The sequence below is a fragment of the Telmatospirillum siberiense genome (assembly GCF_002845745.1).
Classification (GTDB): domain Bacteria; phylum Pseudomonadota; class Alphaproteobacteria; order Rhodospirillales; family Magnetospirillaceae; genus Telmatospirillum; species Telmatospirillum siberiense.
In genome coordinates this window covers 63424-89510 of record NZ_PIUM01000013.1, presented here as the reverse complement: position 1 = coordinate 89510, position 26087 = coordinate 63424, and the positions used below count along the sequence as shown (strand labels likewise).

The window sequence follows — 26087 nt, the reverse complement described above, 5'->3', positions numbered from 1 at the left end:
TCCTTACCCGAACACTTGCGACAAGGCGTGGACCAGCAGACCGACCAAGCCACCGACCAGGGTGCCATTGATGCGGATATATTGGAGATCACGCCCGAATTGCAGTTCCATCTTGCCGACCAGGGTGTCGGTATTCCAGTTGCGAACCACCCCGGCCATGAAGGCGCCGAACCGCTGGCGATTGGGCACCAGCAGATGCAAGACGGCGCGGGCGGCCCAGCCGTTCACCACCTCGCGCAGACGGACATCCTCCTCCAGACGACCGGCCAACCCGGACAGGGCGCCGGTCAAGGCGCGCTCGATCCGGTTGCCGGTGGACAAATCTTCCAGCAGCACGCGCTTGGTCTCGACCCACAGGGATTCGAGATAGGCCTGCACCTCGGGATGGCCGATGATTTCGTCCTTCAAGATCTCGGCGCGGGCCTGCGCTTCCGGCGCATGGGCCAATGCCTCGATCAGCGCTTCGACGCTGTCCTGGAATTGCAGGCGCCAGGGATGAAGAGGCTGTTCCATCTCCGACAATGTATCCAGAATCCCCGCGACGATGCGCTTGGCCAGACGGCTGTCGATCCACTCCGGCACCCACCAGCTCGACTTCTCATTGATCGCCTGATAGATCTGTTCCTGGTTGCCCTGGACGAATTCCCGCGCCGCCGTGATGCCGATGTCGAACAGCGCCAGATGCTGGCCGCCGGCCACCAGGATACGCAAGATGCGCGACATCAGGGGGGCCGCGGCCACCTGCCGCAAACGCTCGGCCGCCGCGTCGCGCAGCATCTGGCGGACCGGCTCGTCCTGCATGGCCGAGACGAGGGGCGGCACGGCGGCGATCAGGCGTCTGGCGGCGAAACGGGCATTGCCCTCGCGGGACAGCCAGAGCGACAGACGCCCCCCCACATCCAGCGAGCGGACCTTCGGCAGCAGCACGTCGGGACTGAGAAAATTGTTGGCCACGAAATTTCCGACGGCGTCACCGATGCGCTCCTTGTTGCGCGGTACGATCGCCGTGTGGGGAATGGGCAGGCCGAGGGGCCGGCGGAACAGCGCGGTGACGGCGAACCAATCGGCCAAACCGCCGACGATCGCCGCCTCGGCAAAGGCCCGCAGATAGGAAAGCCAGGGATAGCGCGCCTCGCCCATGCGAGCCGCGACATCGGCCAACACCATCACAAACAAAAGGCCCACGGCCGTCAGACGCATGCGCCGCAAGGCGCGCCATCGTCTCAAATCATCGGAATTGCCAGCCATGCGTCCGTCTGACCCCTTGCTCCATCGGCCCAGGCCACTCCTGTTTTAGACCGAAGCGTCCAGGGATTCATGCCAATTCTCGGTGATCGGAACCAACCACCGAGCCCTCAATCGTCGGGGGTGGTCGAGTGTTTGCCGGTCTTTGATTCAGTCATAATGCGAAATACCCCGCCGCACCCCATGTAAAGCGAAGCGATGTCACAGCCCATGAGGAAAATCGAAATGCCCGATGGAAGCGACGGCGTCACGGTCCGCAGCATCCGCGGCATCGGCGAGATCGCCGCGGCGGACTGGGATGCCTGCGCGGGCCCCGACAATCCATTCTGCGCGCATGCCTTCCTGAGCGCCATGGAGGACTCGGGCTCGGCCGCGACGGCCAGCGGCTGGTCGCCGCGGCATTTGCTGATCGAGCGGCCGGACGGCGGCGTTCTGGCCTGCGCGCCGCTTTACGTGAAAGGCCATTCCTACGGGGAATATGTCTTCGATTGGGCCTGGGCCGACGCCTGGCATAAGGCCGGCGGCCGCTATTATCCGAAACTGCAATGCGCCGTCCCCTTCACGCCGGTGACCGGCCCCCGCCTTCTCGTCCATCCCGCCTGGCGCCAGCGCGGCCTGGACGCCGCGCTGGCCGAGGCGATGACCAGCCTGGTCGACCAGGCGGGGCTGTCGTCGGCCCATGTCACCTTCTCGACGCAAGCCGAGGCCGAGGCTCTGGCCGCCCGGGGTTGGCTGCTCAGGATGGGCGAACAATATCATTGGACCAATCAAGGGTATGGCGGCTTCGACGACTTCCTGGGCGCGCTGTCGTCACGCAAACGCAAATCCATCCGCAAGGAACGCGAACGGGCATCCTCGCTCGATGTGCGAATCCACACGCTGACCGGCGACGATTTGCGCCCCGCCCACTGGGAGGCCTTTTACCGTTTCTATCTCGATACCATCGAAAAGAAATGGTCGAACGCCTATCTGACCCGCGATTTCTTCTTCCGCCTGGGCGAAACGATGGCTGATCGGGTCGTGCTCATCATGGCCGAAAAGGACGGACGCTGGGTCGCGGGCGCCCTCAACCTTCTCGGCAACGATACGCTTTACGGCCGCAACTGGGGGGCCGACGGCGATTTTCGCTATCTGCATTTCGAGATGTGCTACTACCGCGCCATCGACTTCGCCATCGCCAATGGCTTGAAAAAAGTCGAGGCCGGCGCCCAGGGCGAACACAAGCTCAGCCGGGGCTATATGCCGATTCCCACCTGGAGCGCCCACTGGATCGCCGATCCGTCCTTCCGCCGGGCCGTGGCGAACTTTCTCGGCGAGGAACGCCGCCGGGTGAGCGAAAGCATCCAGGAACTGTCCGAAGGCGGTCCTTACCGCCATTCCGATCCTTGCGGAGAATAGCGAACTCTCCGGCCTCACCCCGGCCAGCTCGCGCCTTTCAACGTTCCGCCCCGCCTGTCCGGCAATCTCACGAGCCATGAGACCGGAAAACCGCTTCCAGAAAAATATTGAATTATGAATTATCTGCTGAGATTATAGACATTCGAGAGTCATTGCGGTGATATTGCTTAAGTAATAGGCATATTTCCGGCGTGGAGCGCTTATGACGATCATTGTTCACGGACAGGCGTTGCTGACGACTCGACCGGACGGAACGGTGGCGGAGCATCGTGATGTCGGGGTGGTGGTGGAGGGCGCCACCATAGCGGCCATTCTTCCCTTCGACGGACTGACAAGGCGTTATCCCGATGTCCGCATCGTCGGTGACGGCCGCGACGTGATCCTGCCGGGCTTCGTCAACGCCCATCATCACGTCGGACTGACCCCGCTTCAGCTCGGGTCTCCCGACATGCCGCTCGAACTGTGGTGGATCACCCGAATGCTCTGCCGGGCGGTCGATCCCTATCTGGACACCCTTTACGGCGCCTTCGACATGATCTCGTCCGGGATCACCACGGTCCAACACATCCATGGCTGGGTTCCGGGCACCCTCGACACCGTCGCCGCCGCTTCCGAAAATATCTTGCGCGCCTACGACGACGTCGGGATGCGCGTCTCCTATTGCTACGCCGTCCGCGAACAAAATCGTCTGGTCTATCAGGATGACGCCGCTTTCGTAGACAGCCTGCCGAGGGACCTCCAGGGCCCCATGCGGTCCTGGTTCGACCGCTTCCGCACGTCGCTGGACGACATGATCGCGCTGTTCGAGCAATTGCATGAGCGGCATGGCGGCAAATCCCGCACCCGGATACAGCTTGCCCCCGCCAACCTGCACTGGTGTTCGGATAAGGCGTTGGACCGGATAGCGCTGGCGGCCGAGGGAAAAGACGTCCGCCTGCATATGCATCTTCTGGAAACCGCCTATCAGAAGGAATATGCGCGGCGGCGTGCCAATGGCGCCTCGGCCGTAGAGCATTTGCAGTCCCTGGGACTGCTGGGGCCGCGCATGACTCTCGGCCACGGGACCTGGCTGAACCAGACGGACATCGAACTGGTGGCGCGGACGGGCACCTGTATCTGCCACAATTGCTCGTCCAACATGCGACTGCGATCCGGGCTGGCCCCCCTGAATCACTTCAAGGCCGCCGGCATCACCACGGCGATCGGCCTCGACGAGGCGGGGATCAATGACGATCGGGACATGTTTCAGGAGATGCGCCTCGTACTTCGGGCCCACCGCACCCCCGGCATGGACGACACCGTGCCCACCACCGCCGACGTTTTCCGGATGGCGACGACCGGCGGCGCCCAGACGACCGATTTCGCGGGCGCCATCGGCAGCCTGGAGGTCGGGAAGGCGGCCGACCTGGTCCTTCTCGATTGGGACGGCTTGAGCCAACCCTATCTCGATCCGCTGACCGGCCGCCTCGACGCCGTGGTGCAGCGGGGCCGGCGCGACCATGTCCGCACGGTCGTTTGCGACGGCCGCGTGATCTTCGACGGAGGCCGGTTCACCCAAGTCGATCAGGCCGCCGCGATGCGGCAATTGCACGACCAGCTTCAAAGCGCCCTGAGCAACGACGAGGTCGAGCGGCGCAAATTGTCGCAAGCGCTGCTTCCGCATGTCCGCCGCTTCTATGCCCGGTATGTCGATCCGTCGCGACATGAACCGTTCTATCGGCAGAGCTCCCGTCTTTAAGAAGGGAAACAGAGTGTCCAAACGTAAATGTCGCCTGGGGATGCTGACGCCTTCATCGAATACGGCATTGGAACCGTTGACCGTCCGCATGCTCGGCGACCTGCATCACATATCGGTCCATTTCGGCCGTTTCAATATGGCGGGACCGTCTTCCTCCGGCGCCGCCCTGACCTCATGCGACACCGAAGAGATCGTGGCGGCGGCAAGCTTGCTGTCGCATGCGAAATGCGACGTCATCGCGTGGAGCGGAACATCGTCCGGCTGGATCGGGTTTTCCGCCGAAGAGGCGCTCCGCGCCGAAATCGAAAGAGTCACCACGGCTCGCGCCTGTACTTCGGTGCTGGCTCTGAATGAAGTCCTGCGCGCCACGCACGTTCGCACATTGGGACTGGTGACCCCCTATCTCGACGATGTCCAGGCCCACATCATCGCCGATTACCAGTCCATCGGCATCGACGTCGTTTCGGAATTTCATTTCAGGCTGCAGGACGGCTTCAGTATCGCCGAAGTGGAGAAAAATGCGCTGGCCGATGCCGTTCGCGGCGTGGCGCAGGCTCGGCCGGACGCCATCGTCACCGCTTGCGCGAATTTGCCGGCGGCTCCCCTGATTGAGGAACTGGAGACCGAACTGGGAATCCCCTGTTACGACACGATCCAAACGGCGGTATGGAAGTCCCTCGTGCTTTGCGAGGAAGCGCCGACACAGATCATCGGCTGGGGAAGTCTGTTCAGAAACGTGACCCCCCTGCTGGCGGTCGCCTGATTCATGCCCCCCTCCTCCGACACCGGTCAGAACGCGGCGAACATCCGGCTTGAAGGCGTTTCGCACAGGTTCGGACAGACGGACGTCATCAGTGACGTGTCCCTGGATATCGCCGATGGGGAATTCGTGGCCCTTCTCGGCCCGTCGGGCTGCGGCAAAAGCACGCTTCTACGGATCCTCGCCGGATTGCAGGAACAAACCATCGGGCGCGTGCTGATCGGCGAGCGGTGCGTAGATGGGCTGCCCCCCCGGACCCGCGGCGTGGGAATTGTTTTTCAGAATTACGCCCTGTTTCCCCATATGACCGCCCTCGCCAACGTGGCCTACGGCCTTGAGGCGGTCGGCATAAGCCGGGCGGAAGCGCTTGTCCGGGCGCGCGACGCTCTGGCCGGCGTCCAGATGACGCCGTTTGGCGAACGTAAGCCGCGAGCCCTGTCGGGTGGCCAGCAACAGCGGGTGGCGCTGGCGCGGACCCTGGCGATCGGCCCCCGCATCCTGCTGCTCGACGAGCCCCTGGCGGCCTTGGATAAAAACCTGCGGCTCGACATGCAGCTGGAAATCCGGCGCCTGCAACGAGCACTGCGCATTACCACGGTGATGGTCACCCATGACCAGGAGGAGGCGATGGGGATGGCCGATCGCATCGCCGTCCTGAACGCCGGTTGCGTCGAGCAGTTCGATACGCCCGAGGCAATCTACGATCGGCCGGAAACGCTTTTCGTCGCGAACTTCGTCGGAGCCGCCAACATGCTCGAAGCCGAACTGCAAGGCGGCCCGGAGGGATTTCGCCTGCATCTGGCCGACGGCACCCTGGATCTGGCAAAACCGGCCCCGGCCAGCCGGCCCGGCAGGGTGCAGGCATCGATCCGCCCCGAACACTGGAGCGTCGCTCCCGCAGATGGCGAGGGGCCGACCGCGACGGTCTCGATCGTCACCCCGCTGGGCCCATCGGCGCTGGTCGATCTGGTTTTGTCGGATGGACGGCCATGCCGTTTCTCCTTTCCCCGTGCGCAAGGCGTCCACCTGACACCCGGCGACCAAATTCGCCTGGGATTGCAGCCAGGCGCCGCGATCCGCCTGTTCGTCTAGGCTCTCAAGGAGTTCCCGCCATGTCCCTTCCCGTCATCAGCCGCCGCAATTTGCTCCGCTTTGCCGGAGCGGCGACCCTCGCCTTTGCGGCCCCGCAAGTGCGTGCCGCCGGCGGGCATGTCACAGCCACCACCTTTCCCGGAGCCTGGGAGGAAGCGCACCGTCGTTTCCTGCTGCCGGCGGTTCAGTCGGCGACGGGCATGGAGGTGACGCTCACCGCCTCGCAGGCGGTGGACACCGTCACCAAGCTGGCGGCAGCGCAATCCAATCCCCCGTTCGACGTGGTGATGATGGACGAAGGTCCGTTCCTGCAAGGCGTCGGACTGGGATTGTTCCGTCCGATGGTCGCCGGCGCGGTGCCGAACCTCGCCTCCCTGCCGACACGGTTCGTTCATCCCGAAGGGCTCGGCGCCTATGTCTCGGCCCAGGTTTTCGGCATCGCCTACAACAAGGAACGAATCTCCACTCCTCCCGCCGCCTGGGAGGACCTGCTTTCGCCGGCCTTCAAAGGCAGGGTCGGACTGGTCGGACTGGACTCCACCCTCGGCACCGTCTGGATGGTGGCGCTGGCCAAGATGCTGGGAGGCGACGAGGACCACATGGATCCCGCCTTCGACTTCATCGCGAAACTGCTTCCCAATGTCGGAGCGGTCGCCGCCAACCCCGGCGCGCTGGGCACTCTTTTCCAGTCCGGCCAGATCGATATCTCCTGCCACTACCTCAACAACGTCGCATCGCTGGCAGCGAAAGACGTCCCCGTGGCGCTCACGCGGCCGGCCAGCGGTTGGGGGCTGGTCCGCAGCCTCATGTGCGTGACGAAGAACACGGCCGTACCCGATCTGGCATCGGCTTACATCAACGTGGCTCTCAGCGAACCGGTACAGAGGCAGATGGCCGGCGCGCCCTATTATCTCGCCCCCACCAACAGCAAGGTCGCCTTCGGCTCGGAAATGGCGCTCATCGCCAAAAACGCCGGCGAGATCGACCAGTTCGTCCAGACCGACTGGATGAAGATCAATCCCAGGCGGGCGGAATATATCGATCGCTTCAATCGGCTGGTGAAACGGTGAGCAGAACCACCACCTGGCTGACGGCGCCGCTTTGCCTCTATTTCGTCGGCTTCGTGGGGATTCCGCTGCTGCTGATCTTCTTCATCAGTCTCCACGACACGCCGGCGATGACGGGTATCGGCATCAAGGGTTACATCCGGTTCTTCAGCGACGCCTACAATCGGGGAGTTCTGCTCGACACCCTGTTGCTTGGCGTCGAAACCACCGTCATCGATATCCTGTTGGGCTTCCCGGTGGCCTATCTCTATGTGGCGGCGCCGCGCTGGCGCCGTTTCCTGATGTTCATGGTCTTGCTGCCGCTGTTGACCAGCACGGTGGTCCGGACATTCGCCTGGGTGGTCATCCTCGGCAATCACGGCCTGATCAACACTCTTTTGGCGCAGGCGGGTTTGATCGGAACGCCGTTGCGGCTGCTCTACACACCGGGCGCCGTCGCCGTCGCCATGGCGCAAATCGAACTGCCGCTGATGATTCTGCCCCTGATCACGGCCATCGGCGGGATCGACGCCCATATCATCGAAGCCTCGCACGTCCTGGGAGCCGGGCGCTGGCGGACGCTTCGCCGCATCGTTCTCCCCCTTTGCGTGCCCGGCCTGCTGACGGGCACATTGCTGGTGTTCACCGGCGCCGTCAGCGCCCTGGTTACCCAAACACTGGTCGGCGGCGGACAACTGGCCTTCATGCCGTTCTATATTTATCAGCAGGCGATCCAGGCGCAGGATTATCCGTTCGCCGCCTGCGTGGCGATCGTCCTGCTCATGACCATCCTGCTGATCGTCTCGATCCTGAACGCCCTGGGGCGGCGCAGCGCCGGTTACGTCCATGGATAAGACGCGCCGCCGGCTGGATCGCTGGAGCTATTGGACGGTCATCCTCCTGCTGGCGGCGCTCGGCCTGCTGATGCTGGCGCTGCCCAGCCTCATTGTCGTCGCGACCTCGCTGACATCCGGCTATTCCCTCCGCTTTCCGCCGCCTGGGCTGTCCTTGCGCTGGTATCGGTCCCTGCTGTTCGATTCGCCCGATATCACGGCGGCCTTTGTCACCAGCCTGAAGCTGGCCGCCGCAGCCACCGCGATCGCCACGGTCCTCGGCGTCGCCGCCGCCATCGGCCTGGGACGCCGAGGCGCGCCTTGGGCGCGTCTGCTCGAAGCCCTTTTCCTGTCGCCGCTGACCATCCCCTCGCTCGCCCTCGGCCTCGGCATCCTGGTGCTGTTCAATCTGTTCAGCGCCGGGCTGTCGTTCGCCAGCTTGCTGACCGGACATGTCGCCCTTTGCGCGCCCTATATCGTCTTCACCACCTCGGCCAGCTACGCCCAACTCGATCCGACGTGGCTCGACGCCTCGCGCAGCCTGGGTGCCAGCCCCTTTTTCACTTTTCGCCGCGTCGTGCTGCCGAACATCCTTCCCGGCATCCTTTCGGGGGCCTTCATCGCCTTCATGAACTCTTTCGATAATGTCGCCCTGTCCCTTTTCCTCTCGGACGGCCGTTCGGAAGTTTTACCGATCCGCCTTTGGCATATCATCGAAGACAGCCTGGACGTCCGCGCCGCCGCCGCGTCGGGCGTCCTGATCGCCATCACCGTTCTGTCCATGCTGCTGATGGAGCGTGTGGCGGGGACATCCCGGTTCTTGCGCTGAACGACAAGGAGACAGTCATGAGTGGGAATGACATGGTGAAAGCGCCTCTTGCCGGCTCAGTCCTTCTGGGAACGGCACCGATTCGGCGGGCAAGTTTGCATGACGAGATCGTGCTGCGCCTGCGGGAAATGATTCTCACAGGCAGCCTGCCCGCCGGCAATCGGGTTCCGGAGGCCCATCTCTGCGAGACACTGGGAATTTCCCGCACCCCGTTGCGGGAAGCCTTGAAAGTGCTGGCCTCGGAAGGGTTGATCGAGCTGCGCCCCAATCGGGGATCCGTCGTCGCCGAGATCGATGCCACGGCAGTCCAGGCAATGTTCGAAATCATGGAGAGCTTCGAGGAAATGATCGGCGTCCTGGCCTGCCGCCGCGCCAGCGATGCCGAACTGCGCGATATCGACGACCTGCACCAATCCCTTAAGGAGCTGCACCGGACCAATGATCTCGCCGGTTACTTCCACGCCAATCAGACCATCCATCTCCGCATCATGGAGGCGGCTCACAATCCCGTTCTCGTGCCGATCTATGAAGGCTTGAGCATAAAAATCCGCCGGGCGCGCTACATGGCCAATTACGACGCGATGCGATGGCGGGAATCATTGGACGAACATGAAAAGCTCAACGCCGCGCTGCAAAATCGCGATGCGAGCCGCTTGGCGGTTCTCCTGCGCGAGCATATGCGTGTTACCGGAGAAGCGGTGATCAAGGCCCTTGATGCGCCGGATGAAGAACTCCGCAACACGGTATGAATAGCTATAGCGTGATGCCTTAAATCCGCATCACGCTGGATCGCGTTGACATATAGGATTCCCACGGACCTCTCGTGCTTTCATGTCCATCCTCGCCATCGTCAGCGCCTTTATTTGGACCAGATGAATGTCAACGCGATCTAGTGCATTGACACCAAAAGAAGATTCAACGATTTCGTCAATGCGCTCCAGCCCGCGCGGCGCTTGAGCGTTGAAAAAACGGAGCTTTTTCGCTCTTGACCGGACGTTCGATGGTCCAATCGTCAATCCCGGAAGCTACCGTTCGCAGAGTTCAGATGCTGACTGACCTAAATGACCGGGTCTGTGACTTATACCAACTCTCGGTGATCGGAACCGATCACCGAGCCCTCAATCGGCCAAGATCGCCATTTCATCGATCTGCTTCAGCACGTTGCTTTTCAATATCGCCACTCGACGGGTTTGTCAGGATGGCGCTTGTGACAAGGTGAACGAGATGATCCGCCCGTGGCGCGAATGAGGGTTGGTCGACCGCCCAGCCGAGAGCCGTTATCAGGGCGAACAGGTCGTCCCCATTCATATCGGCGCGCGCCATTCCCTCGCCCTGAGCACGGAGAAGTAGTTGCGCGCCTGCCGAATGCACCGCTGCGCACGAAGCATAAAGAGCGGAGTCCGGGTTCGTGTGGGCGGCCGCCATCATGGCGATAACGCCCCTATAGCTTTGGGCGAATGCCACCAATTCTCGAAACCAGGTGAGAAGTGCTTTGTCAGCCGAAGTCGACGTTTCGAGTTCGTCTGCCTTCTGCGTTAGTGCGTCCAGATTGGTACACAGCAACGCTTCGAACAAAGCTTCTCGCGTCGGGAAATGACGAAGCAGTGTGGCCAACCCGACGCCGGCCCGGCGGGCGATATCGCGCATCGACGCGTCGGTCCCATGCTCGGTGAGGGCGTCACGCGCAACGTTAAGAATTTGGCTGCGATTTTTTTTTGCGTCGGCTCGCATGGACTGCCTTGATAAATGGATCAGCGATCCATATTATCTGGATCAGTGATCCAGATTCTCGATTCGGATCAGTGGTCCACAAGATATAGCGCATTTGTGCCGATGGGAACAGAGACGCAGTCCGACACGACGAAAGGAAAAGTCATGGGAAAGCTTGAGGGTAGGGTTGCCGTCATCACGGGTGGCGCCACCGGCATCGGCCTCGCCGCGGCAAGGCGCTTCATCAAGGAGGGCGCCTTCGTCTTCATCTTCGGCCGACGGCAGGAAGCGCTTGACGCCGCTGTAGCCGACCTCGGCCCGAATGCCCGCGTGGTGAAGGGCTCGGTCTCCGATGAGGCCGACCTCGACCGACTCTACGCGGCGGTGAAGGCCGAACGCGGAACCCTCGACATCGTCTTCGCCAATGCCGGGACGGGAAGCCCGCTTCCGCTCGGCAAGATCACCGCCAAACACATCGACGAAACTTTCGACACCAACGTGAAGGGGACGATCTTCACGGTCCAGAAGGCGCTGCCGCTGATGGGACAGGGCGGTTCGATCATCCTGACCGGATCGAGCGCCGGCACCACGGGAGCTCCGGCATTCAGCGCCTACAGCGCGAGCAAGGCGGCCGTGCGCAACCTCGCGCGGACCTGGGCGGAGGACCTGAAGGGCACCGGCATCCGGGTCAACGTGCTGTCGCCTGGAGCGACGGCGACCGAACTCGCAAAGGAAGCGCTGGGCGAAGAGGGCCAGAAGGCCTTTGCCTCGATGACGCCGCTCCAGCGCATGGCCGATCCGGCGGAGATCGGAGCGGTAGCCGCCTTTCTCGCGTCGTCGGACAGCAGCTTCATGACCGCCAGCGAGGTCGCCGTCGATGGCGGCCTGGCGCAAATCTGACGCGCTTCGCCCAGCCGGGCTCCATTCAAATATTCAGAGCCCGTAGGGCTCGGCGAACCGAAGGAATTTATATGAGCTACGCAATCATCGGCTTCGGCAAGATCGGGCACGCTCTTGCCGAAGCGTTTGGCCGCAACGGCATCGAAGTATCCGTTGCAACCACGCGCGATCCGGAAAGCTTTGCGGCTGATGCGGCCGCGATCGGACCCACGATCATTCCCAAAAAATTGGCGGACGCCATCAAGGCGGACATCATCTTTTTGGCTGTCCGTTTCGCGCAGCACCCGGATGTCGCGAAGGCGCTTCCCACCTGGCAGGGGAAGACCATCATCGATGTGACCAATGCCTACGGCCTGCCCCCCGAGGAACTGGGAGGACAGCCTTCTTCCAAGTTCGTCGCGCAAGCCTTCACTGACGGACGACTGGTCAAGGGCTTCAACCATTTGGCTGCCGCGGTCCTTGCCCAGGACCCGGCCATACATGGTGGCAGGAGAGTGGTGTTCCTGGCGAGCGACGATGACGGCGCCGCAGCGGAGATTGGTGTACTCGCGGAAAATCTCGGTTTCGCGCCGATCAAGCTTGGCGGGCTCTCGGAAGGTGGGCTGCTGGTCCAGGCGCGCGGAAATAGCTGGGGTCAACTGATCTTCAAGGACCTGGTCAAGTTCGATGGATGAATCGCGCCTGACCCACAAGGAGCAACAACATGCATGTTTTCGTCACTGGCGGGACGGGCCATTCCGGTCCGTACATCATCTCCGACCTCATCGCCGCAGGTCACGAGGTCACCGCCCTCGCCCGGTCGGACAAGGCCGAGGAGGCGGTGTCAAAGCTCGGCGCGAAGGCGCGTCGCGGCAGCCTCGATGATCTCGACGGGCTCAAGGCGGCGGCTGCGGACTCCGATGGCGTCATCCATGTCGCCCACAGGCAAGACCTGATTCCCACGGGCGGGATCAACGCCGTGGCTGCCGCGGAGCACAAGATCATGCTTGCGTACGGCGAGGCTTTGGCGGGGACCGGAAAGCCACTGGTCGTATCGGCGAGCATTGGCGGACCTGGGTGGGAAGGCCTGGGCCGGCCGGCCACGGAGGAGGATCCGTCCCTTCCCGGCGGCGATCCATACAAGGGTACACTGCGGGTTCGCAACGTCGTGGAGACCACGGTAATCGGTCTCGCCGAGCAAGGCGTGCGGTCTTCGATCGTCCGGATTCCTGAGATCATGCACAGCGCTACCGATAATGCCGGCTTCTTGCCGCTGCTGGTCGGCCTCGCGAAGGAGAAGGGTGTCGTCGGCTACCCCGGAGACGGCGAGAACCGGTGGACCGCTGTGCACGCCCGCGATCTCGCCTCCGTGTTCCGCCTGGCACTGGAGAAGGGCCCAGCCGGCAGAAACTGGCACGCGGTTGCCGACGAGGGATTTCCGTTCCGCAAGCTTGCCGAGGCCCTTGGCAATCGCCTGAACTTACCGGCCGTGTCCATTCCTGCGGACGTGCTCATGCTGCCGGGATATTTCGGGTTCCTCGCCAACCTGGTCACGCTGGACACCCCGGCATCCAACGCAATCACCCGCCAGACCCTTGGCTGGGAACCATCTCAGCCTGGTCTGTTCGCCGATTTGGACAACGGCCATTACTTCCCTGCCGGCTGACGAGTTGACGGCAGGGAGCCGGATCACAGCGACGCCGGCGGACAGCGATAACCCAACTCACAAGGAAACCGCACATGAGCACTATCAGCATTATCGGATCGGGCGGCATGGCCGCGGCGATCGCTGGCCGCACCGCCAACGCCGGGTACACCGTGGAGGTGGTCGGCCGCGACCCTGTCAAGGCGCGGGCGCTGGCCGACCAACTCGCGGCCGGAGCGACCACGGGGACGTACCGCGCCGCGCCCGCAGGCGACATCGTTATCCTCGCCGTGCCGTACACCAGCGCCGCGGCGGTGGTGGCCGACTATGGGGAAGCGCTCGGTGGCAAGGTGATCATCGACATCACCAACCCGATTGCTTCCGACCTCTCGGGTTTCGTCAGCCCCGCCGGCAGTTCCGGTGCGCAGGAAATCGCCAAACGCGCCCCCGCCGGTGCACATGTCGTGAAGGCGTTCAACACCATCTTCGGCCATGTGCTCGCCAAAGGTGGGCGCCTTGATGCGTTCATCGCAGCCGACGACGCGGAGGCGAAGGCACGTGTCTCGACATTCCTCGAAAGTCTTGGGCTGCGTCCGCTCGACGTCGGCGATTTGCACATGGCCCTGACGCTGGAGGCGCTTGGTCTGATGATGATCGGCCTGGCCCAAAACGGTGTCGGCATCTGGGATTTCGCCATGAACGTCGATATCGGCTGAATCGTCAACACCACGTCCATGTCGGCTGATTGAGGTTTACGCTGTCGCGACGGAACGGGCAGATCCGAATGTCAGGTTTTGGGCGCACCTTCGGCCCATCGCAGTCGCATGGCGTGAACGGATAGAGCTGTCCAAACCGTCAAAACTTCTGTGACGCGGTACTAGCCTGTCTTATTCATGAAGCTTCATGAATAAGACAGGCTAGCGCATTGAATAGAAAAAACGGTTATCTCTGCAGGGACTGAAAGTCTTCCTTATCGATGGTCAGGATGTGGTCGATCAGCCAGCGGCATAAGCGGTCGCTGGTTTCCCCGGTCAAATCGGCGCGCCGCGACCGGACATCGAAAATCAGGCGATCGAGGTCGGCCAGAAGATAGCGGTGCTGGGCCACATGCCGGCGCGCGCGTTCACGATCCCCGAGCGCCAGATGGGCCTCCTCCTCGTGGAAATGATGCCAGGCGATCCGGCGCAAGCGTTCCAGCAAGGCATCGGCGTCGACCAGATCGTAATGCCGGGGAAGCAGGCCGATTTCATTGATGGTGTCGATCAGGGCGCGATGATGCTGATCGATCCAGTCGACCCCGAGGGCAAGATCGCGGGTCCAGCCGATCAGCGACTCGCGCGGCGCATTTTCCTCATCCCGTGAGAGGGCTATGTCTTGAAGCCCCCTTTGCGCTTCGTCATAGCGAAGATACCGTTCGATGGAAGCCGCCATGTCGAACCAGAGGCTCGCCCCGCCGCCGGCCGCGAAGTCGGCGAGAACGGCATCGATCTTGCGCATCATCGCGTCGTAACTCGCGGTGAATTGCAAAAGCTCGCCGTCGCTGGCGTCGGCCAGCGCGCCGACCTCCTGGTCGAAATGAATTTCCGCCTGCTGGCGGAACGCCGACAGGCGTTCGCCCAGGATCGACGTTTCCGCGCCCAGCCGCCAGATCTGCACGATTTCATCCAGACGATCGGCGAGATCCTGAAGCCCGCCCATGATCATCGAACGATCATTTGCAGGCAACTCGTTTCCCGATATCAACGCGCTTTCCACATTACGCTCCGTCCATGGCGCCGGTTCGAGGAATGGCGCAGTTCTTCGAAACACCCCGCGGAGGGCAGGTATTCGGCGCCCCGAATAACCATAAAATAATTATAGGAATATGCGTCTATCCGACACCGAGTTCAAGAGGCAAGCAAAAGCCGCCTTGGCTCCGGCCGCTATCACCGAGCGGATCCTAACGGGAGGTCTCCTCAAGCTGAAACAATTCGGCGGCGCTGGTTCCGCAAGGATCGCTGCAATGGACGCACTCCACCTCGCCTTCCGGACGATGTTCGAGAGCGGCCAGACGCGCCTCCAGTTGCACGATGCGCTCCGACATGCAATGCAGCGCCTTACCCACCGGATCGGGCATCAGATGATGGTCGAGGTCGATGCCGTGCTTGGTGATCCGGCGCGCTTCGGGCGGCAGGACGATGCGGCCGGGAATGCCGACCACCGTCATTCCGGCCGGAACATCCGAGATGACCACCGAATTGGCGCCGACATTGGCCCGACTGCCGACGCGGACCGGCCCTAGGATCTTCGCGCCCGCCCCCACCAGAACGCCATCCTCCAGAGTCGGATGCCGTTTTCCCTTGCTAAGGGAAGTGCCGCCCAGGGTGACCTCATGATAAAGCGTCACGTCGTCGCCGATTTCCGCCGTCTCGCCGATCACCACGCCGGCACCGTGATCGATGAAGAAGCGCCGGCCGATGGTCGCCCCGGGATGGATGTCGATATTGGTGACCATGCGGGCGAGAAAACTGACGAACCGCGCGGTAAACTTCGCCTTGCGCCCCCAAAGGCCGTGGGCGAAGCGATGGATCAGCAAGGCATGCAGGCCCGGATAGGTGCAAAACACCTCGATGCGGGTCCGTGCCGCCGGATCGCGCTCGAGAACGCATTCGATATCCTCGCGAAGCAGGGCCCACCGGCTCAATTGCCGTCCGTTCCGCTCTTGCACCTCACACTCTCCCGGCATTAAAGAAATCGACGCCTATCCTAAGACGCCGCGCGGAAAAGTCATCCGTCATTCCGCCCCCTGGGGAGGCTGCCCATCATGATGGGGATGACCATGATGATGAGGCTTATGCCGGTCGAGCCAGGCCACCAGACGGCGCACCACGATATAGAAGGCCGGCGTGAAAATTAACCCGAAACCGGTCACCCCGAGCATGCCGAAAAAGACGGCGGACCCCAGGGACTGACGCATCTCGGCGCCGGCCCCGGTGGCCCAGACCAAAGGAAGAACGCCCAGGATAAAAGCGAAGGAGGTCATCAGGATCGGCCGCAGGCGGGTTCGTGCCGCATAGACGGCGGCATCGACGCGGTTCATCCCTTCGGCCTCGCCCTGCCGGGCGAACTCGACGATCAAAATGGCGTTCTTGGCGGCCAAGCCGATCAGCACGACGAAACCGATCTGAGCCAGGATATTGATGGGAATGCCACGGATCTGCAGACCGGTCACCGCCGCCAGGAGGCACATCGGCACGATCAGGATCACCGAAAGCGGCAAGGACCAGCTTTCATACTGGGCCGCCAGGACCAGGAAGACGAAAAGCACCGAGGCGGCGAACACCAGGATACCGCTATTGCCGGCCAGCAGTTCCTGCAACGCCAGTTCCGTCCATTCGAAACCGAAACCGTCGGGCAGGCGCTCGGCCGCCAGCTTGGACATCTGTTCCAGCGCGTAACCGCTCGAATAGCCCGGTAAAGAGGCACCCTGCACCTCGGCGGCGGGATAAAGATTATATCTTGGCACCCGGTAAGCGCCGGTCATGAAGCTGAAACTGGCGACCGAACCGATGGGCACCATCTGTCCGCGGACGTTGCGCGTCTTCAGATTGCCGATGGCGTCGAGATCGGTGCGGAACATCCCGTCGGCCTGGGCCGTCACCCGGTAGGTTCGCCCCAGATAATTGAAATCGTTGACGTAGGACGAACCGAGATAGACTTCCAGTGCCTCCGACACCTGATCGGCCGAAACGCCCAGTATTTCCGCCCGCACACGGTCGACATTGGTGAAGACGCTGGGCGTCCGGTTGTTGAAGGTGGTGAAGACGCGCGCCAGACCGGGAATCTGGTTCGCCGCCGCCGCCATGTCGTTGGCCGCCGCCTCGAGGGCGGGCAGGCCGCGTCCGCGCTTGTCCTCGATCATCATCTTCCAGCCGCCGGCCGTTCCGATGCCGCGCACCGGGGGCGGCGCGATGGGAATGATCAAGGCATCCTGAATGGCCGACAGACGGCCGCTGAACGATGCCAGGATACTCCCGGCCGACAGCCCCTTGGCGGCGCGCGCCTCGAACGGATCGAGAATGATGAAGGCCGCGCCGGCATTGGAGGCATTGGTGAAGGTCGCCGCGTCGAGACCGGCGAAGGGCACGACATGCGCGACGCCAGGCGTATCGAGAGCCGCCTTGATGACCTGATGCAACACCTCATCGGTTCGGGCCAGGGACGCGCCCGGCGGCAACTGGATGATGGAGATCAGATATCCCTGGTCCTGATCGGGAATGAAACCCTTCGGCGTTTCATAGAATTGCAGGCCGGTCAGGCCGATCAGTCCGGCATAGACGGCAAACAGCAGGACCGAAATGCGCGCCAGGCGCCGGGTCAGGCCGCCATAGCCGCCGGCGATGCGGTCGAAGGTCCGGTTGAACAGCCGGAAGAACAGGATGAACGGCCGGGCCAGGGGCGAAGCCTGATGGTGATCCTGCTCCTGATGGCTTTGGAACAGGAGGGCGCAGAGCGCCGGCGAAAGCGTCAGCGAGACGATCAGCGAGATCACCGTCGAAGCCGCGATGGTCACCGCGAACTGCCGGAAGAATTGGCCGGAAATGCCCGGAATGAAGGCCGACGGGATGAACACCGCCGACAGCACCAGGGCAATGGCCACCAATGCGCCACCGACCTCGTCCATGGTGACGTGAGCCGCGTTCCTGGGCGTCATCCCCTCGCGCAGATTGCGCTCGACGTTTTCCACCACGACGATGGCGTCATCGACCACGATACCGACCGCCAGCACCAGGCCGAACAGTGACAGACTGTTCAACGAATAGCCGAGGGCGGCCAGGACGCCGAAGGTGCCGATCAGCGAAACGGGAATGGCGACGATGGGAACGAGCGAGGCCCGCCATGTCTGCAGGAAGGCGATAACCACCACGACGACCAGCAGAATGGCCTCGAAGATGGTCACATAGACTTCATGGACAGACTGTTCGATGAACTGCGTCGGGTTGTAGACGATGGTATATTTGACGCCCGGCGGGAAGGACCTCGACAGGTCGTCAATGGTCTTCATGATGCGGTTGGCCGTGTCCAGCGCGTTGGAGCCGGGCAACTGGAATATGCCCATGGGAACGGCCGGCGTGTCATCGAGATAGCCGTTCACATTGTAGTCCTGGGCCCCCAGTTCCACCCGCCCGATGTCGCGCACGCGGGTGATGCGCCCGTCGGCGTCGCTCTTGACGACCACATTGCCGAATTCGGCGGGATCGGAGAGACGGCCTTGCGTCTGGACGTTGAACTGGAAGGCTCCCGGCTTCGGCACCGGCGGCTGGCCCAGGACGCCGGCGGCGACCTGCACATTTTGGGCCTGCAAGGCCTTCAGCACCTCTCCGGGGGTCAGGTTGCGGGCGGCCACCTTGTCGGGGTCGAGCCAGATGCGCATGGCGTAATCGCGGGCGCCGAACACGGTGACGCTGCCCACCCCGTCGACTCGGGTCAGCACGTCCTTCACCTGCAAAGTGGCATAGTTGGAGAGGTAAAGCTGATCGCGCGATCCGTCCGGCGAGATCAGATGGATTACCATCAGGAAGTCGGGCGAGTTCTTGACCACGTTGACGCCCAGGCGCTGTACCTCGCTCGGCAATTGCGGATTGGCCAGGGCGACGCGGTTCTGCACGAGAACCTGGGCGATATTAAGATTGGTGCCGGGCCGGAAGGTGACGGTCAGCTTCAGATTGCCGTCACCCGTCGATTGGCTCGACATATAAAGCATGTTCTCGACGCCGTTGATCTGCTGCTCCAGCGGCGTCGCCACAGTGTCGGCCACCACCTGGCCGGAGGCGCCGGGATAGCTCGCCGACACCACGATGGTGGGGGGGGCGATCTCGGGATATTGGGCGAGCGGCAGCGTGAAATAGGCGATGGCGCCGATCAGGGTGATGAACACCGAGACGACGGTCGCGAAGATCGGCCGGTCGATGAAAAAGTGCGAAAACCGCATCGAAGCCTCTCTTCGTCAGCGCGCCGGCGGACCGGATGGAATGGTTCCGGCCTGCGGCGTCACCTTGGCGCCCGGCCGGGCCCGCATCAGCCCGTTGATGATGACCTTGTCATCCGGGGAAAGCCCGCTTCTGACCACCTGCATCCCGTCCTGCACGGGCCCCGCGACGATCGGCTTGACGCCCACCGTCCCGTCTTCGGCGACGATCAGGACGACCTTGCGCGACTGATCGGTGACGACCGCCGCCTCGGGCACCAGAAAGGCGTCGTAGGGCGCGCTCTTCGGCAGGCGGATCCGGGCGAACTGACCGGGAATGATCGACAAATCACGGTTGTTCAGCACAGCGCGGGCGCGGATGGTGCCCGCGCTACGGTCGATCTGGTTGTCGATGAAATCCAGGCGCCCCGGCAAGGTCCAATCCTTGTCGTCGGACAGGCGCAGTTGAACGGAAAGTTTGCCGTCCCGCCCCGAGCCGACATTCCCGGCGGCGACGGCATGCTGGAAGGCCAGATAATCGGCCTCGCTCATATCGAAGTTGAAATGGATCGGATCCAGCGAAACGATGGTGGTCAGCAGGGTCGAGGAGGACGAGCCGTTGCTCCCGCCACCGCTGATCAGGTTGCCGATGCTGACCTGATGGGCGCTGATCCGTCCGGTCACCGGGGCGGTGACACGGGAGAATTCGAGATTGAGTTCGGCATCCCGGACCTGCGCCCGCGCCACGTCGAGCGCCGCCTCGGCGGCTTTCGTCTGCTGCACGCGGGTATCGTAATCGCTGGCCGCCAGATAGTCCTTCTGCCGCAACTCGCCACCACGCACCAATTGCCGCTTGGCCAATTCCAGCGAAGCGGTGGCCTGGGCGAGACTGGCCCGGGCCGAAGCCACGGCGATTTCATATGGCCTGGGGTCGATGACGAACAGCAGGTCGCCCTTGTTGACGATCTGCCCGTCGGTGAAATGAATCTCGGTCAGATAACCGCTGACCCGCGCCCGGATCTCGACATTTTCCACCGCCGCGAACTGACCGGTGAAATCCATCCATTCGACGGTCTGGCGTTTCAGCGGCGGACTTACCGTCACGGCCGGCGGCGCTGCCTGCTGCTGGGCCAAGGCCGGCGCTCCGGACCAGGATACCCCTCCCGCCAGGCAGGCGCCGACCAGCGCGAAACCCCTCGCCCAACGCGAAAACACGATCCCCTGCATGCTTAGCGACCCCATGATCCGGCCAATACTGAACTGTTCAGTTTAGTAATGCCCCGGATCGAAGTCAACGCGACCGGGATGAAAAAAGTGGTTTGAAAACTTATAGTTGACACCAGCGGCCGCAGCCCACGAGGGGAGAAGGACTTTTGCCCGGACTTGTTCCACGGCTATTCGGCCATGACGAAAATGAAAATTGCCGCACCTGCGTGCCCGCCTCTCCCCCGGTTTCCATGTGGGGAGAGACCTGGGAATTGCGAGGGGATGGCAATGCCGGACGGACAAGCTTATTTTGGCAATGGACTTCGAGCGCGTGGCGGATAGGATCTCCGCGCGCCGGCGCCTCACCGCCCCGCGAGATGGTGACGACGGCGCGAGACCATCCGTATATCGAGTAAAAAAGTGACCCGTCAGCCCGTCCCCGCCCCGACCGCCCCATCGTCCGAAACCGACGGCCAACCGGTGTCCCACCGATGATCTGGCCGGTTGCCACCGACAAATATCTGGGATTTCTGGCCGTCATGGCGGCAATGGCCATCATGCCGGGACCCGCCATCCTGTTTGCCGTCGCCGCAGGCATGGCGCGTGGACCGCGCGGCGCCGTCCTTGCCACGGTGGGAATGAATCTGGCGGCGCTCGTCTGGTTCGTGGGGTCCGCCCTCGGCCTGGTCGTCCTCGCCTCGACCGTGCCCTGGGTCTTCAGGCTCGCCGGCTGGATCGGCGTTCTTTACATCGGCTGGTTGGGACTGGAGGCCCTCTTCGCCGCCTTCCGGCGGGAGCCGGCGGCGCCGAAGGCCATGAAGACGCCCGGCGTTTCGGTGTTCCGCGACGGCTTTCTGGTGCAGGCGACGAACCCCAAGGCGCTGCTGTTCTTCACCGCGGTCCTGCCCCCATTCGTCGATCTGGGCCGTCCCGTCTGGCCGCAGATGGCCGCCTTCGCCCTGGGCCTGTTCATCCTCGACGGAACCGCGATGATTTCCTATGGAATGCTGGGTGCCGCCTTCGCCCACAAAATGGGCGAACCGAAATTCCGACGCGCCTTCAGCCTGCTGGTCGGATCGATCCTGCTGTTCGTCGCCGGTCTGATGCTCTTGCGGCTTTAACTTAATATCCCCGGCGCCGGTCGACCAGCCCTTCGACGGTCTGCCCCTCCTCGAACCTGCGCATGTTGCGGACCACCTGACGCACCGACGGCCCCAGCAGGGTTACCGCCGCCACATGCGGCGTGATGCGGACTTTCGGGTGATTCCACAGACGGCTTTCCTCCGGCAGGGGCTCTTCGGGAAAAACATCGAGAAGGGCGCCGCGCAATCGCCCGGCATCGAGAAACTCGACCAGGGCGTCGGCATCCAACTGATCTCCACGCGCCGCATTGACGATCCCCGCATCGGCGGGAAGGCGCCCCAACCGTTCACGGTTCAACAGGCCCCTGGTTTCCTCGGTGGAGGGCAGGACATTGATCAGGACGTCCGTTTGCGCCAGCAACGTATCGAGGCTCGCCACTCCCGATCGGCAGACGACGCCGGGGATGTCCGTTCCGGCGCGGCTCCATCCCGAAACCTTGTAACCCAGCGCCGACAAGGTGGTGGCCACCACGCCACCGATGCGGCCCAGTCCCAGGACCGTTACCCGCGTCTCGTCGGACGAGCGTACCGGCAGCGGTCGCCACAAGCCGGACGTCTGCTGCGCTTCATAAAGATCGAGGTTCCGCTGGAAACGCAGCACGCCGGCAAGCGCATATTCCGCCATTTGCCGAGCCATGCCGGCATCGGTCAGACGGATCAGGGGAACCGAGTCCGGCAAATCGTCACGTTTCAGGAAACGATCGACACCCGCCCCCAGCGCGAACACCGCCTTGGGTTCGGGCAAGCGATGGAAAAATCCCTCGGGCGGATTCCAGGTCGCGACATAAAAGGTCGATCCCGGGGCCGGTATCGCCGGCCACATCCTCACCTGAAACTCAGGTGCCGCCTCGATGAAAAGTTGCTGCCAGCGTTCCGCATCCTCGGGAACGTAAAGAAGGAGCGTGCGGTCGGAATCAATCACTTTGCGAATAACCGGGACATATCTGAAAAAGCCTTGAACTCAATGGCGTTTCCGGCGGATTCGGGAAAGAACATGGTGGCCGTCCGCCGACTTGCCCCTTGAAACGCGGACATGAGGTTCGACGGCGAATGGCACACCGGGCCTTCCTCGGCCGGTCGGGCAGTTTTTGCCATTGCGGCATGGCGAGCACAACACCGAAATGCGGAACGGGCAGATCATCGCCCCACCCGCTTTGAAAACCTCCCTGCTATTTGCTTGCCCGGAGATCGACAATAACCGCCACCGACAATCCGACCATCTGGCCGCTGCTCCACTCGCCCTGGCCGACCCCATAGTCGGTCCGCAGCAGTTCCAGCCGCCCCTTCGCGTGGCCGGAACTTCCTTCCGTTTCGAAGGTGAAGGGCAGCACCACGTCCTTTTTGATGCCGCGAATGCTCAAGCTGCCGACGGCCTCATAGGCATTTCCGCCCCGAGCCCGAAAGGAGGTCGCCTCGAAGGTCGCCTGGGGAAAGCTTTTCACGTTGAACCAGTCCGATTGCGGCAAGGATTGATCCTTTTGCGGATCGCCCGTCACGGCACTTCCCATGTCGATGGTCACCACGGCATGCCCCGACGCGGGATTGGCCGGATCGAAATCGATCTGGGCCTGCCATTTGCCGAAGTGGCCCTCGAAGGGGGTTCCCGACTGGCTGCCGGCGAAGCCCAGGCTGCTTTTGGCGGTATCCACGGTCCAGGTGGCGGCCATGGCGGACGGGGCGGCGGCCAGGAGACAGGCCAGCGCGACGGCCGTCATACGGATGAAAGTCATGGATTGGCGCTCCGGGAAGAAGGGGAGAATCGCGGCAGCATTCGCCGCAAGACGTCGTCTTTCAGTAAAAAGTGATGCCGCAAGGCGGCTCCGATATGCACCACCAGAAGGGCGATGAGAACCCAGGCCGCCGCCGAATGGAGATCTTCCAACGCCTCGGCCACCGGCTTCTTATCGGCGAGCGTGCTCAGGATCGGCAGATGCGGCCAGGCAAGCACGCCGAAGAGAACCGTCGGGATATTGAACGGCGAGGCGGAAACCAGCGCCCACCCGCTGAAGGGCAAGCCGAGCAGCAAAAGGTAAAGGACGAGATGACCGGCATGGGCCGCCGCCTTTTCCCAGGCAGGCATGTCATCGGGCAGCGCCGGCGGCCGGTGGGCCAGCCGCCAGGCCAGACGCAGCAGCGTCAGGACGAGAACGCTTATGCCCACCGACTTGTGCATCTGGAACATCGAGAACTGCAAGGCCGAGCCCTTCGGCAGATCGGTCATGATCAAGCCCATGGCAAGCAGGGCGATGATGGCCACCGCCGTCAACCAATGCAGGAAGACCGCCACGCCGTCGTACCGGAAAGAGCCGGACATGAGCATTCTCCGCCGACTACTGGACGCGATTGAATTCGGCACTGATGGTCAAAGCGATATCGTCGCCCACCATCGGAACATAAGCCCCCAGACCGAAATCGCTCCGTTTCACATGCCCCGTGGCGTTGAAGCCCAGGTCATATTTCTTGGCCATGTTGGTGCCGCCGCCATTGAAGGTCACATCGAGAGTCACCGGCTTGGTCACACCATGCAGGGTCAAATCGCCGGTCACCGTGCCGGTGGTGGGGCTGATCACGGTGATCTTGGTCGATTTGAAGCTGGCGCTGGGGAACTTCGCCGTATCGAAGAAATCGGGCGTCTTCAAATGCTCGTTCAATTTGGCGACCATCGTCTCAATCCCGTCGAGATTGATCGTGGCTTCGAGGGTGCTCGACGTCGGGGCCTTGGGATCGAAGGTCAATTTCGCATCAAAGTCAGTAAACAATCCATAGGACGTCGAATAACCAAAATGGCTATAAGAAAAAAGAATCTTCGCATGGCCCTTGTCGACAGTGAAAACACCGCCCTCCAGCTTCGCCAGATCCGTGGTGGGCCCAGCCTGTTGAGCGAAAGCGGGAACGGCGGCAGCCATGGCCACTAGGAAAGCCATCACTTTAAATTTCATTTTGCACTCCGCATCTGTGTTTTCCGTGTCGCCATTTTTGGCGATATGGAACTTTCATTACTCTACGGTTTATTTTTTCGCGTACACGAATTTCAGAGACCGTGATTTGAAATTCACTGTTCCCTCTGCCGCAACAATCGAGCCGACCGGCTCCTTTGTGATCACAGTTGGGGAGCGTCGGGACGGGCGACAAGCCCCTTCCCCATGACGGAATTGGGAAAACTTGACGCCAGGGGCCGTCCCTGCGAAAGCTGGTTTCGCAAATGAATACCGGAGGATAGTTTGGCCCACGTCGTCGCGGCATTTCTAGGGGTGGTGATCGGACTGTTCCCCATCGTCAATCCCCTGGGCATGGCCCCCATCTTCCTGCGACTGACCAACGGCTCCAGCGACAAGGTGCGCGCCGCCCTGGCCTGGCGCGTGGCGATGGGCGGCCTTTTCCTGATGATCGCATCGCTCTTCGTGGGGTCGCACATCCTGGCCTTTTTCGGCCTCACCGTCGCTTCGGTTCAGGTGGCCGGAGGCATGGTGCTCGTCGCCTCGGGATGGCGGCTCCTGCAACAGGGCGACGACGGCAAGAGGCGCGAACAGCTCTCCCGCGTCTCGGAAGACGTCATGCTGACGCGCGCCTTCTTTCCACTGACCATGCCGCTGACGGTGGGGCCGGGAACCATCTCGGTGGCCATCACGCTGGGCGCCAAAAGCGCCGGCTCCGGCGATCTGCTGTTTGAAACGATCGGCACCCTGCTCGGCGTCGCCACCGTGGCCGGCGGCATTTATCTAAGCTACCGCTTCGCCGATCGCCTGCTTTCCGTCCTTGGCGAAGCCGGCCGCGACGTTTTTCTCCGCCTGTCGGCCTTCATCCTGCTTTGCCTGGGCGTGCAGATCGTGTGGAACGGCTACAGCGCCCTGATGGCCGGCCTGCCGCATTAGGCCGGTCAAACCCTGAGCGCCGCCAACCGCCCCATGTCGCCGGCATCCAACCGGTAGGGCAGCCAGGTCTCCAGATGCCGGAACCCGGCCGCCGCATAGAAACGGCGGGCCGGCTCGTTCCAGGCCAGCACATTGACATCCATCCGGCAACAGCCCCGCGATTCGGCGATCCGCGCCGCCTCGGCCAGCAAGGCTCGGCCGGCACCGGACCGGCGATGGGCCTCCAGGACGAACAGATCATGGACCATCAGGGTCGGCGCCGCCGACCAACTGGAATAGGCTTGATAGAAGATCAGCAGGCCGCAAGGAACGCCGTCCGTGTCGGCCAGCAGCACCTGAAAGCGGGGGTGATCGCCGAAAGCCTCTTCGCGGATGGCCCTCTCGGTCAGACAAATCCCCTCCGGCGCCCCTTCGAAACGGGCCAATTGCCCGAGAAGAGCAAGAATGGACTGGGCATCCTCCGGTTCAGCCGGCCGGATGGTGACAGAGGTCATGGAACATCCCCCATGATTTCATTAAAGATGTACCACTCTGCCAGGACGCGCCCTCCCCTTCAATTCCACCGATCCGACGGACGGGAAAGCGCACTGTCCGCATCGCCACCACATCAGCAGTACAGGACAAAATTCACCTGAAACTTTCTAAACATCCATTGATATATTCAAAACAACCAAACATATTTCTTGCAATAAGATAAATTTTGTTGAAAATATATTTTATTAATCAGCTCGGTTTTGGCAAAGAC

The 26087-nt window shown here is 62.5% G+C and carries 25 protein-coding genes; 14 read left to right on the top strand and 11 right to left on the bottom strand.

From position 1 onward, the window contains the following. Positions 1-3: 3 nt before the first annotated feature. The gene (locus tag CWS72_RS12810; protein WP_101250999.1) at positions 4-1248 is read right to left on the bottom strand and encodes a DUF445 domain-containing protein; all 1245 of its coding nucleotides are present in this window, start codon (positions 1246-1248) and stop codon (positions 4-6) included. Between the two features lie 222 nt (positions 1249-1470). On the opposite strand from CWS72_RS12810, the gene CWS72_RS12805 reads away from it, so the two are divergent. From CWS72_RS12805 to CWS72_RS12770, 8 genes are all read left to right on the top strand, one after another. Then, complete coding sequence (locus CWS72_RS12805) at positions 1471-2643, top strand: GNAT family N-acetyltransferase (RefSeq protein ID WP_101251046.1); 1173 nt, start codon at positions 1471-1473, stop codon at positions 2641-2643. 202 nt (positions 2644-2845) lie between these two features. Further along, positions 2846-4381, top strand: coding sequence for an amidohydrolase family protein (locus tag CWS72_RS12800; RefSeq protein WP_101250998.1), 1536 nt, complete (start codon positions 2846-2848; stop codon positions 4379-4381). 13 nt (positions 4382-4394) lie between these two features. Then, entirely contained in the window at positions 4395-5144 is a 750-nt protein-coding gene (locus tag CWS72_RS12795; protein WP_199175670.1) for a maleate cis-trans isomerase family protein, read from the top strand. A gap of 3 nt (positions 5145-5147) precedes the next feature. Next, positions 5148-6233, top strand: coding sequence for an ABC transporter ATP-binding protein (locus CWS72_RS12790; RefSeq protein WP_101250996.1), 1086 nt, complete (start codon positions 5148-5150; stop codon positions 6231-6233). A gap of 20 nt (positions 6234-6253) precedes the next feature. After that, positions 6254-7303: an extracellular solute-binding protein gene (locus tag CWS72_RS12785; RefSeq protein ID WP_101250995.1), complete on the top strand. Its 1050-nt coding sequence runs from the start codon at positions 6254-6256 to the stop codon at positions 7301-7303. After that, positions 7300-8133, top strand: coding sequence for an ABC transporter permease (locus CWS72_RS12780; RefSeq protein WP_199175669.1), 834 nt, complete (start codon positions 7300-7302; stop codon positions 8131-8133). The genes CWS72_RS12785 and CWS72_RS12780 overlap by 4 nt, the downstream gene beginning before the upstream one ends. Continuing rightward, positions 8126-8941 carry an ABC transporter permease gene (locus CWS72_RS12775; RefSeq protein ID WP_101250994.1) on the top strand — a complete coding sequence of 272 codons (816 nt, stop codon included), beginning with the start codon at positions 8126-8128 and terminating at the stop codon, positions 8939-8941. The genes CWS72_RS12780 and CWS72_RS12775 overlap by 8 nt, the downstream gene beginning before the upstream one ends. 17 nt (positions 8942-8958) lie before the next feature. Then, on the top strand, positions 8959-9690 hold the full coding sequence (locus CWS72_RS12770; protein WP_241911713.1) for a GntR family transcriptional regulator: 732 nt from the start codon (positions 8959-8961) through the stop codon (positions 9688-9690). A 391-nt stretch (positions 9691-10081) separates the two neighbouring features. Here CWS72_RS12770 and CWS72_RS12765 read toward each other — a convergent pair whose 3' ends face one another. Next, complete coding sequence (locus CWS72_RS12765) at positions 10082-10672, bottom strand: TetR/AcrR family transcriptional regulator (RefSeq protein WP_101250993.1); 591 nt, start codon at positions 10670-10672, stop codon at positions 10082-10084. Between the two features lie 144 nt (positions 10673-10816). On the opposite strand from CWS72_RS12765, the gene CWS72_RS12760 reads away from it, so the two are divergent. The 4 genes from CWS72_RS12760 to CWS72_RS12745 all read left to right on the top strand — a co-directional run bounded on the left by CWS72_RS12760 (position 10817) and on the right by CWS72_RS12745 (position 13891). After that, positions 10817-11551 (top strand): SDR family NAD(P)-dependent oxidoreductase, encoded by a 735-nt coding sequence (locus CWS72_RS12760; RefSeq protein WP_101251043.1) that lies wholly within the window; start codon positions 10817-10819, stop codon positions 11549-11551. 71 nt (positions 11552-11622) lie between these two features. Next, positions 11623-12225 carry an NADPH-dependent F420 reductase gene (locus tag CWS72_RS12755; RefSeq protein ID WP_101250992.1) on the top strand — a complete coding sequence of 201 codons (603 nt, stop codon included), beginning with the start codon at positions 11623-11625 and terminating at the stop codon, positions 12223-12225. Positions 12226-12254: 29 nt separating this feature from the next. Continuing rightward, positions 12255-13196 carry an SDR family oxidoreductase gene (locus CWS72_RS12750; protein ID WP_101250991.1) on the top strand — a complete coding sequence of 314 codons (942 nt, stop codon included), beginning with the start codon at positions 12255-12257 and terminating at the stop codon, positions 13194-13196. A gap of 74 nt (positions 13197-13270) precedes the next feature. Continuing rightward, entirely contained in the window at positions 13271-13891 is a 621-nt protein-coding gene (locus tag CWS72_RS12745; protein ID WP_101250990.1) for an NADPH-dependent F420 reductase, read from the top strand. Between the two features lie 226 nt (positions 13892-14117). Here CWS72_RS12745 and CWS72_RS12740 read toward each other — a convergent pair whose 3' ends face one another. The 4 genes from CWS72_RS12740 to CWS72_RS12725 all read right to left on the bottom strand — a co-directional run bounded on the left by CWS72_RS12740 (position 14118) and on the right by CWS72_RS12725 (position 20349). Then, positions 14118-14930 (bottom strand): bacteriohemerythrin, encoded by an 813-nt coding sequence (locus CWS72_RS12740; RefSeq protein ID WP_146002734.1) that lies wholly within the window; start codon positions 14928-14930, stop codon positions 14118-14120. Positions 14931-15114: 184 nt separating this feature from the next. Then, a complete protein-coding gene (cysE, locus tag CWS72_RS12735) occupies positions 15115-15882 on the bottom strand; it encodes a serine O-acetyltransferase (protein WP_241911712.1) in 768 nt (255 codons plus the stop codon). 66 nt (positions 15883-15948) lie between these two features. Beyond that, positions 15949-19146: an efflux RND transporter permease subunit gene (locus tag CWS72_RS12730; protein ID WP_101250987.1), complete on the bottom strand. Its 3198-nt coding sequence runs from the start codon at positions 19144-19146 to the stop codon at positions 15949-15951. Between the two features lie 15 nt (positions 19147-19161). Continuing rightward, complete coding sequence (locus CWS72_RS12725) at positions 19162-20349, bottom strand: efflux RND transporter periplasmic adaptor subunit (protein WP_241911711.1); 1188 nt, start codon at positions 20347-20349, stop codon at positions 19162-19164. 470 nt (positions 20350-20819) lie between these two features. Between CWS72_RS12725 and CWS72_RS12720 the strand changes: the two genes are divergently transcribed. After that, on the top strand, positions 20820-21449 hold the full coding sequence (locus CWS72_RS12720; RefSeq protein WP_101250985.1) for a LysE family translocator: 630 nt from the start codon (positions 20820-20822) through the stop codon (positions 21447-21449). A gap of 1 nt (position 21450) precedes the next feature. On the opposite strand, the gene CWS72_RS12715 is transcribed toward CWS72_RS12720, so the two are convergent. From CWS72_RS12715 to CWS72_RS12695, 4 genes are all read right to left on the bottom strand, one after another. Then, a complete protein-coding gene (locus CWS72_RS12715) occupies positions 21451-22392 on the bottom strand; it encodes a 2-hydroxyacid dehydrogenase (protein WP_199175668.1) in 942 nt (313 codons plus the stop codon). Positions 22393-22639: 247 nt separating this feature from the next. Continuing rightward, the gene (locus CWS72_RS12705; protein WP_101250984.1) at positions 22640-23200 is read right to left on the bottom strand and encodes a YceI family protein; all 561 of its coding nucleotides are present in this window, start codon (positions 23198-23200) and stop codon (positions 22640-22642) included. Then, complete coding sequence (locus CWS72_RS12700) at positions 23197-23784, bottom strand: cytochrome b (protein ID WP_101251041.1); 588 nt, start codon at positions 23782-23784, stop codon at positions 23197-23199. The genes CWS72_RS12705 and CWS72_RS12700 overlap by 4 nt, the downstream gene beginning before the upstream one ends. A gap of 16 nt (positions 23785-23800) precedes the next feature. Then, on the bottom strand, positions 23801-24409 hold the full coding sequence (locus tag CWS72_RS12695) for a YceI family protein (RefSeq protein WP_101250983.1): 609 nt from the start codon (positions 24407-24409) through the stop codon (positions 23801-23803). Between the two features lie 282 nt (positions 24410-24691). On the opposite strand from CWS72_RS12695, the gene CWS72_RS12690 reads away from it, so the two are divergent. Next, complete coding sequence (locus CWS72_RS12690) at positions 24692-25342, top strand: MarC family protein (RefSeq protein WP_199175667.1); 651 nt, start codon at positions 24692-24694, stop codon at positions 25340-25342. A gap of 5 nt (positions 25343-25347) precedes the next feature. On the opposite strand, the gene CWS72_RS12685 is transcribed toward CWS72_RS12690, so the two are convergent. Continuing rightward, on the bottom strand, positions 25348-25836 hold the full coding sequence (locus CWS72_RS12685; RefSeq protein ID WP_101250981.1) for a GNAT family N-acetyltransferase: 489 nt from the start codon (positions 25834-25836) through the stop codon (positions 25348-25350). Between the last annotated feature and the right edge of the window lie 251 nt (positions 25837-26087).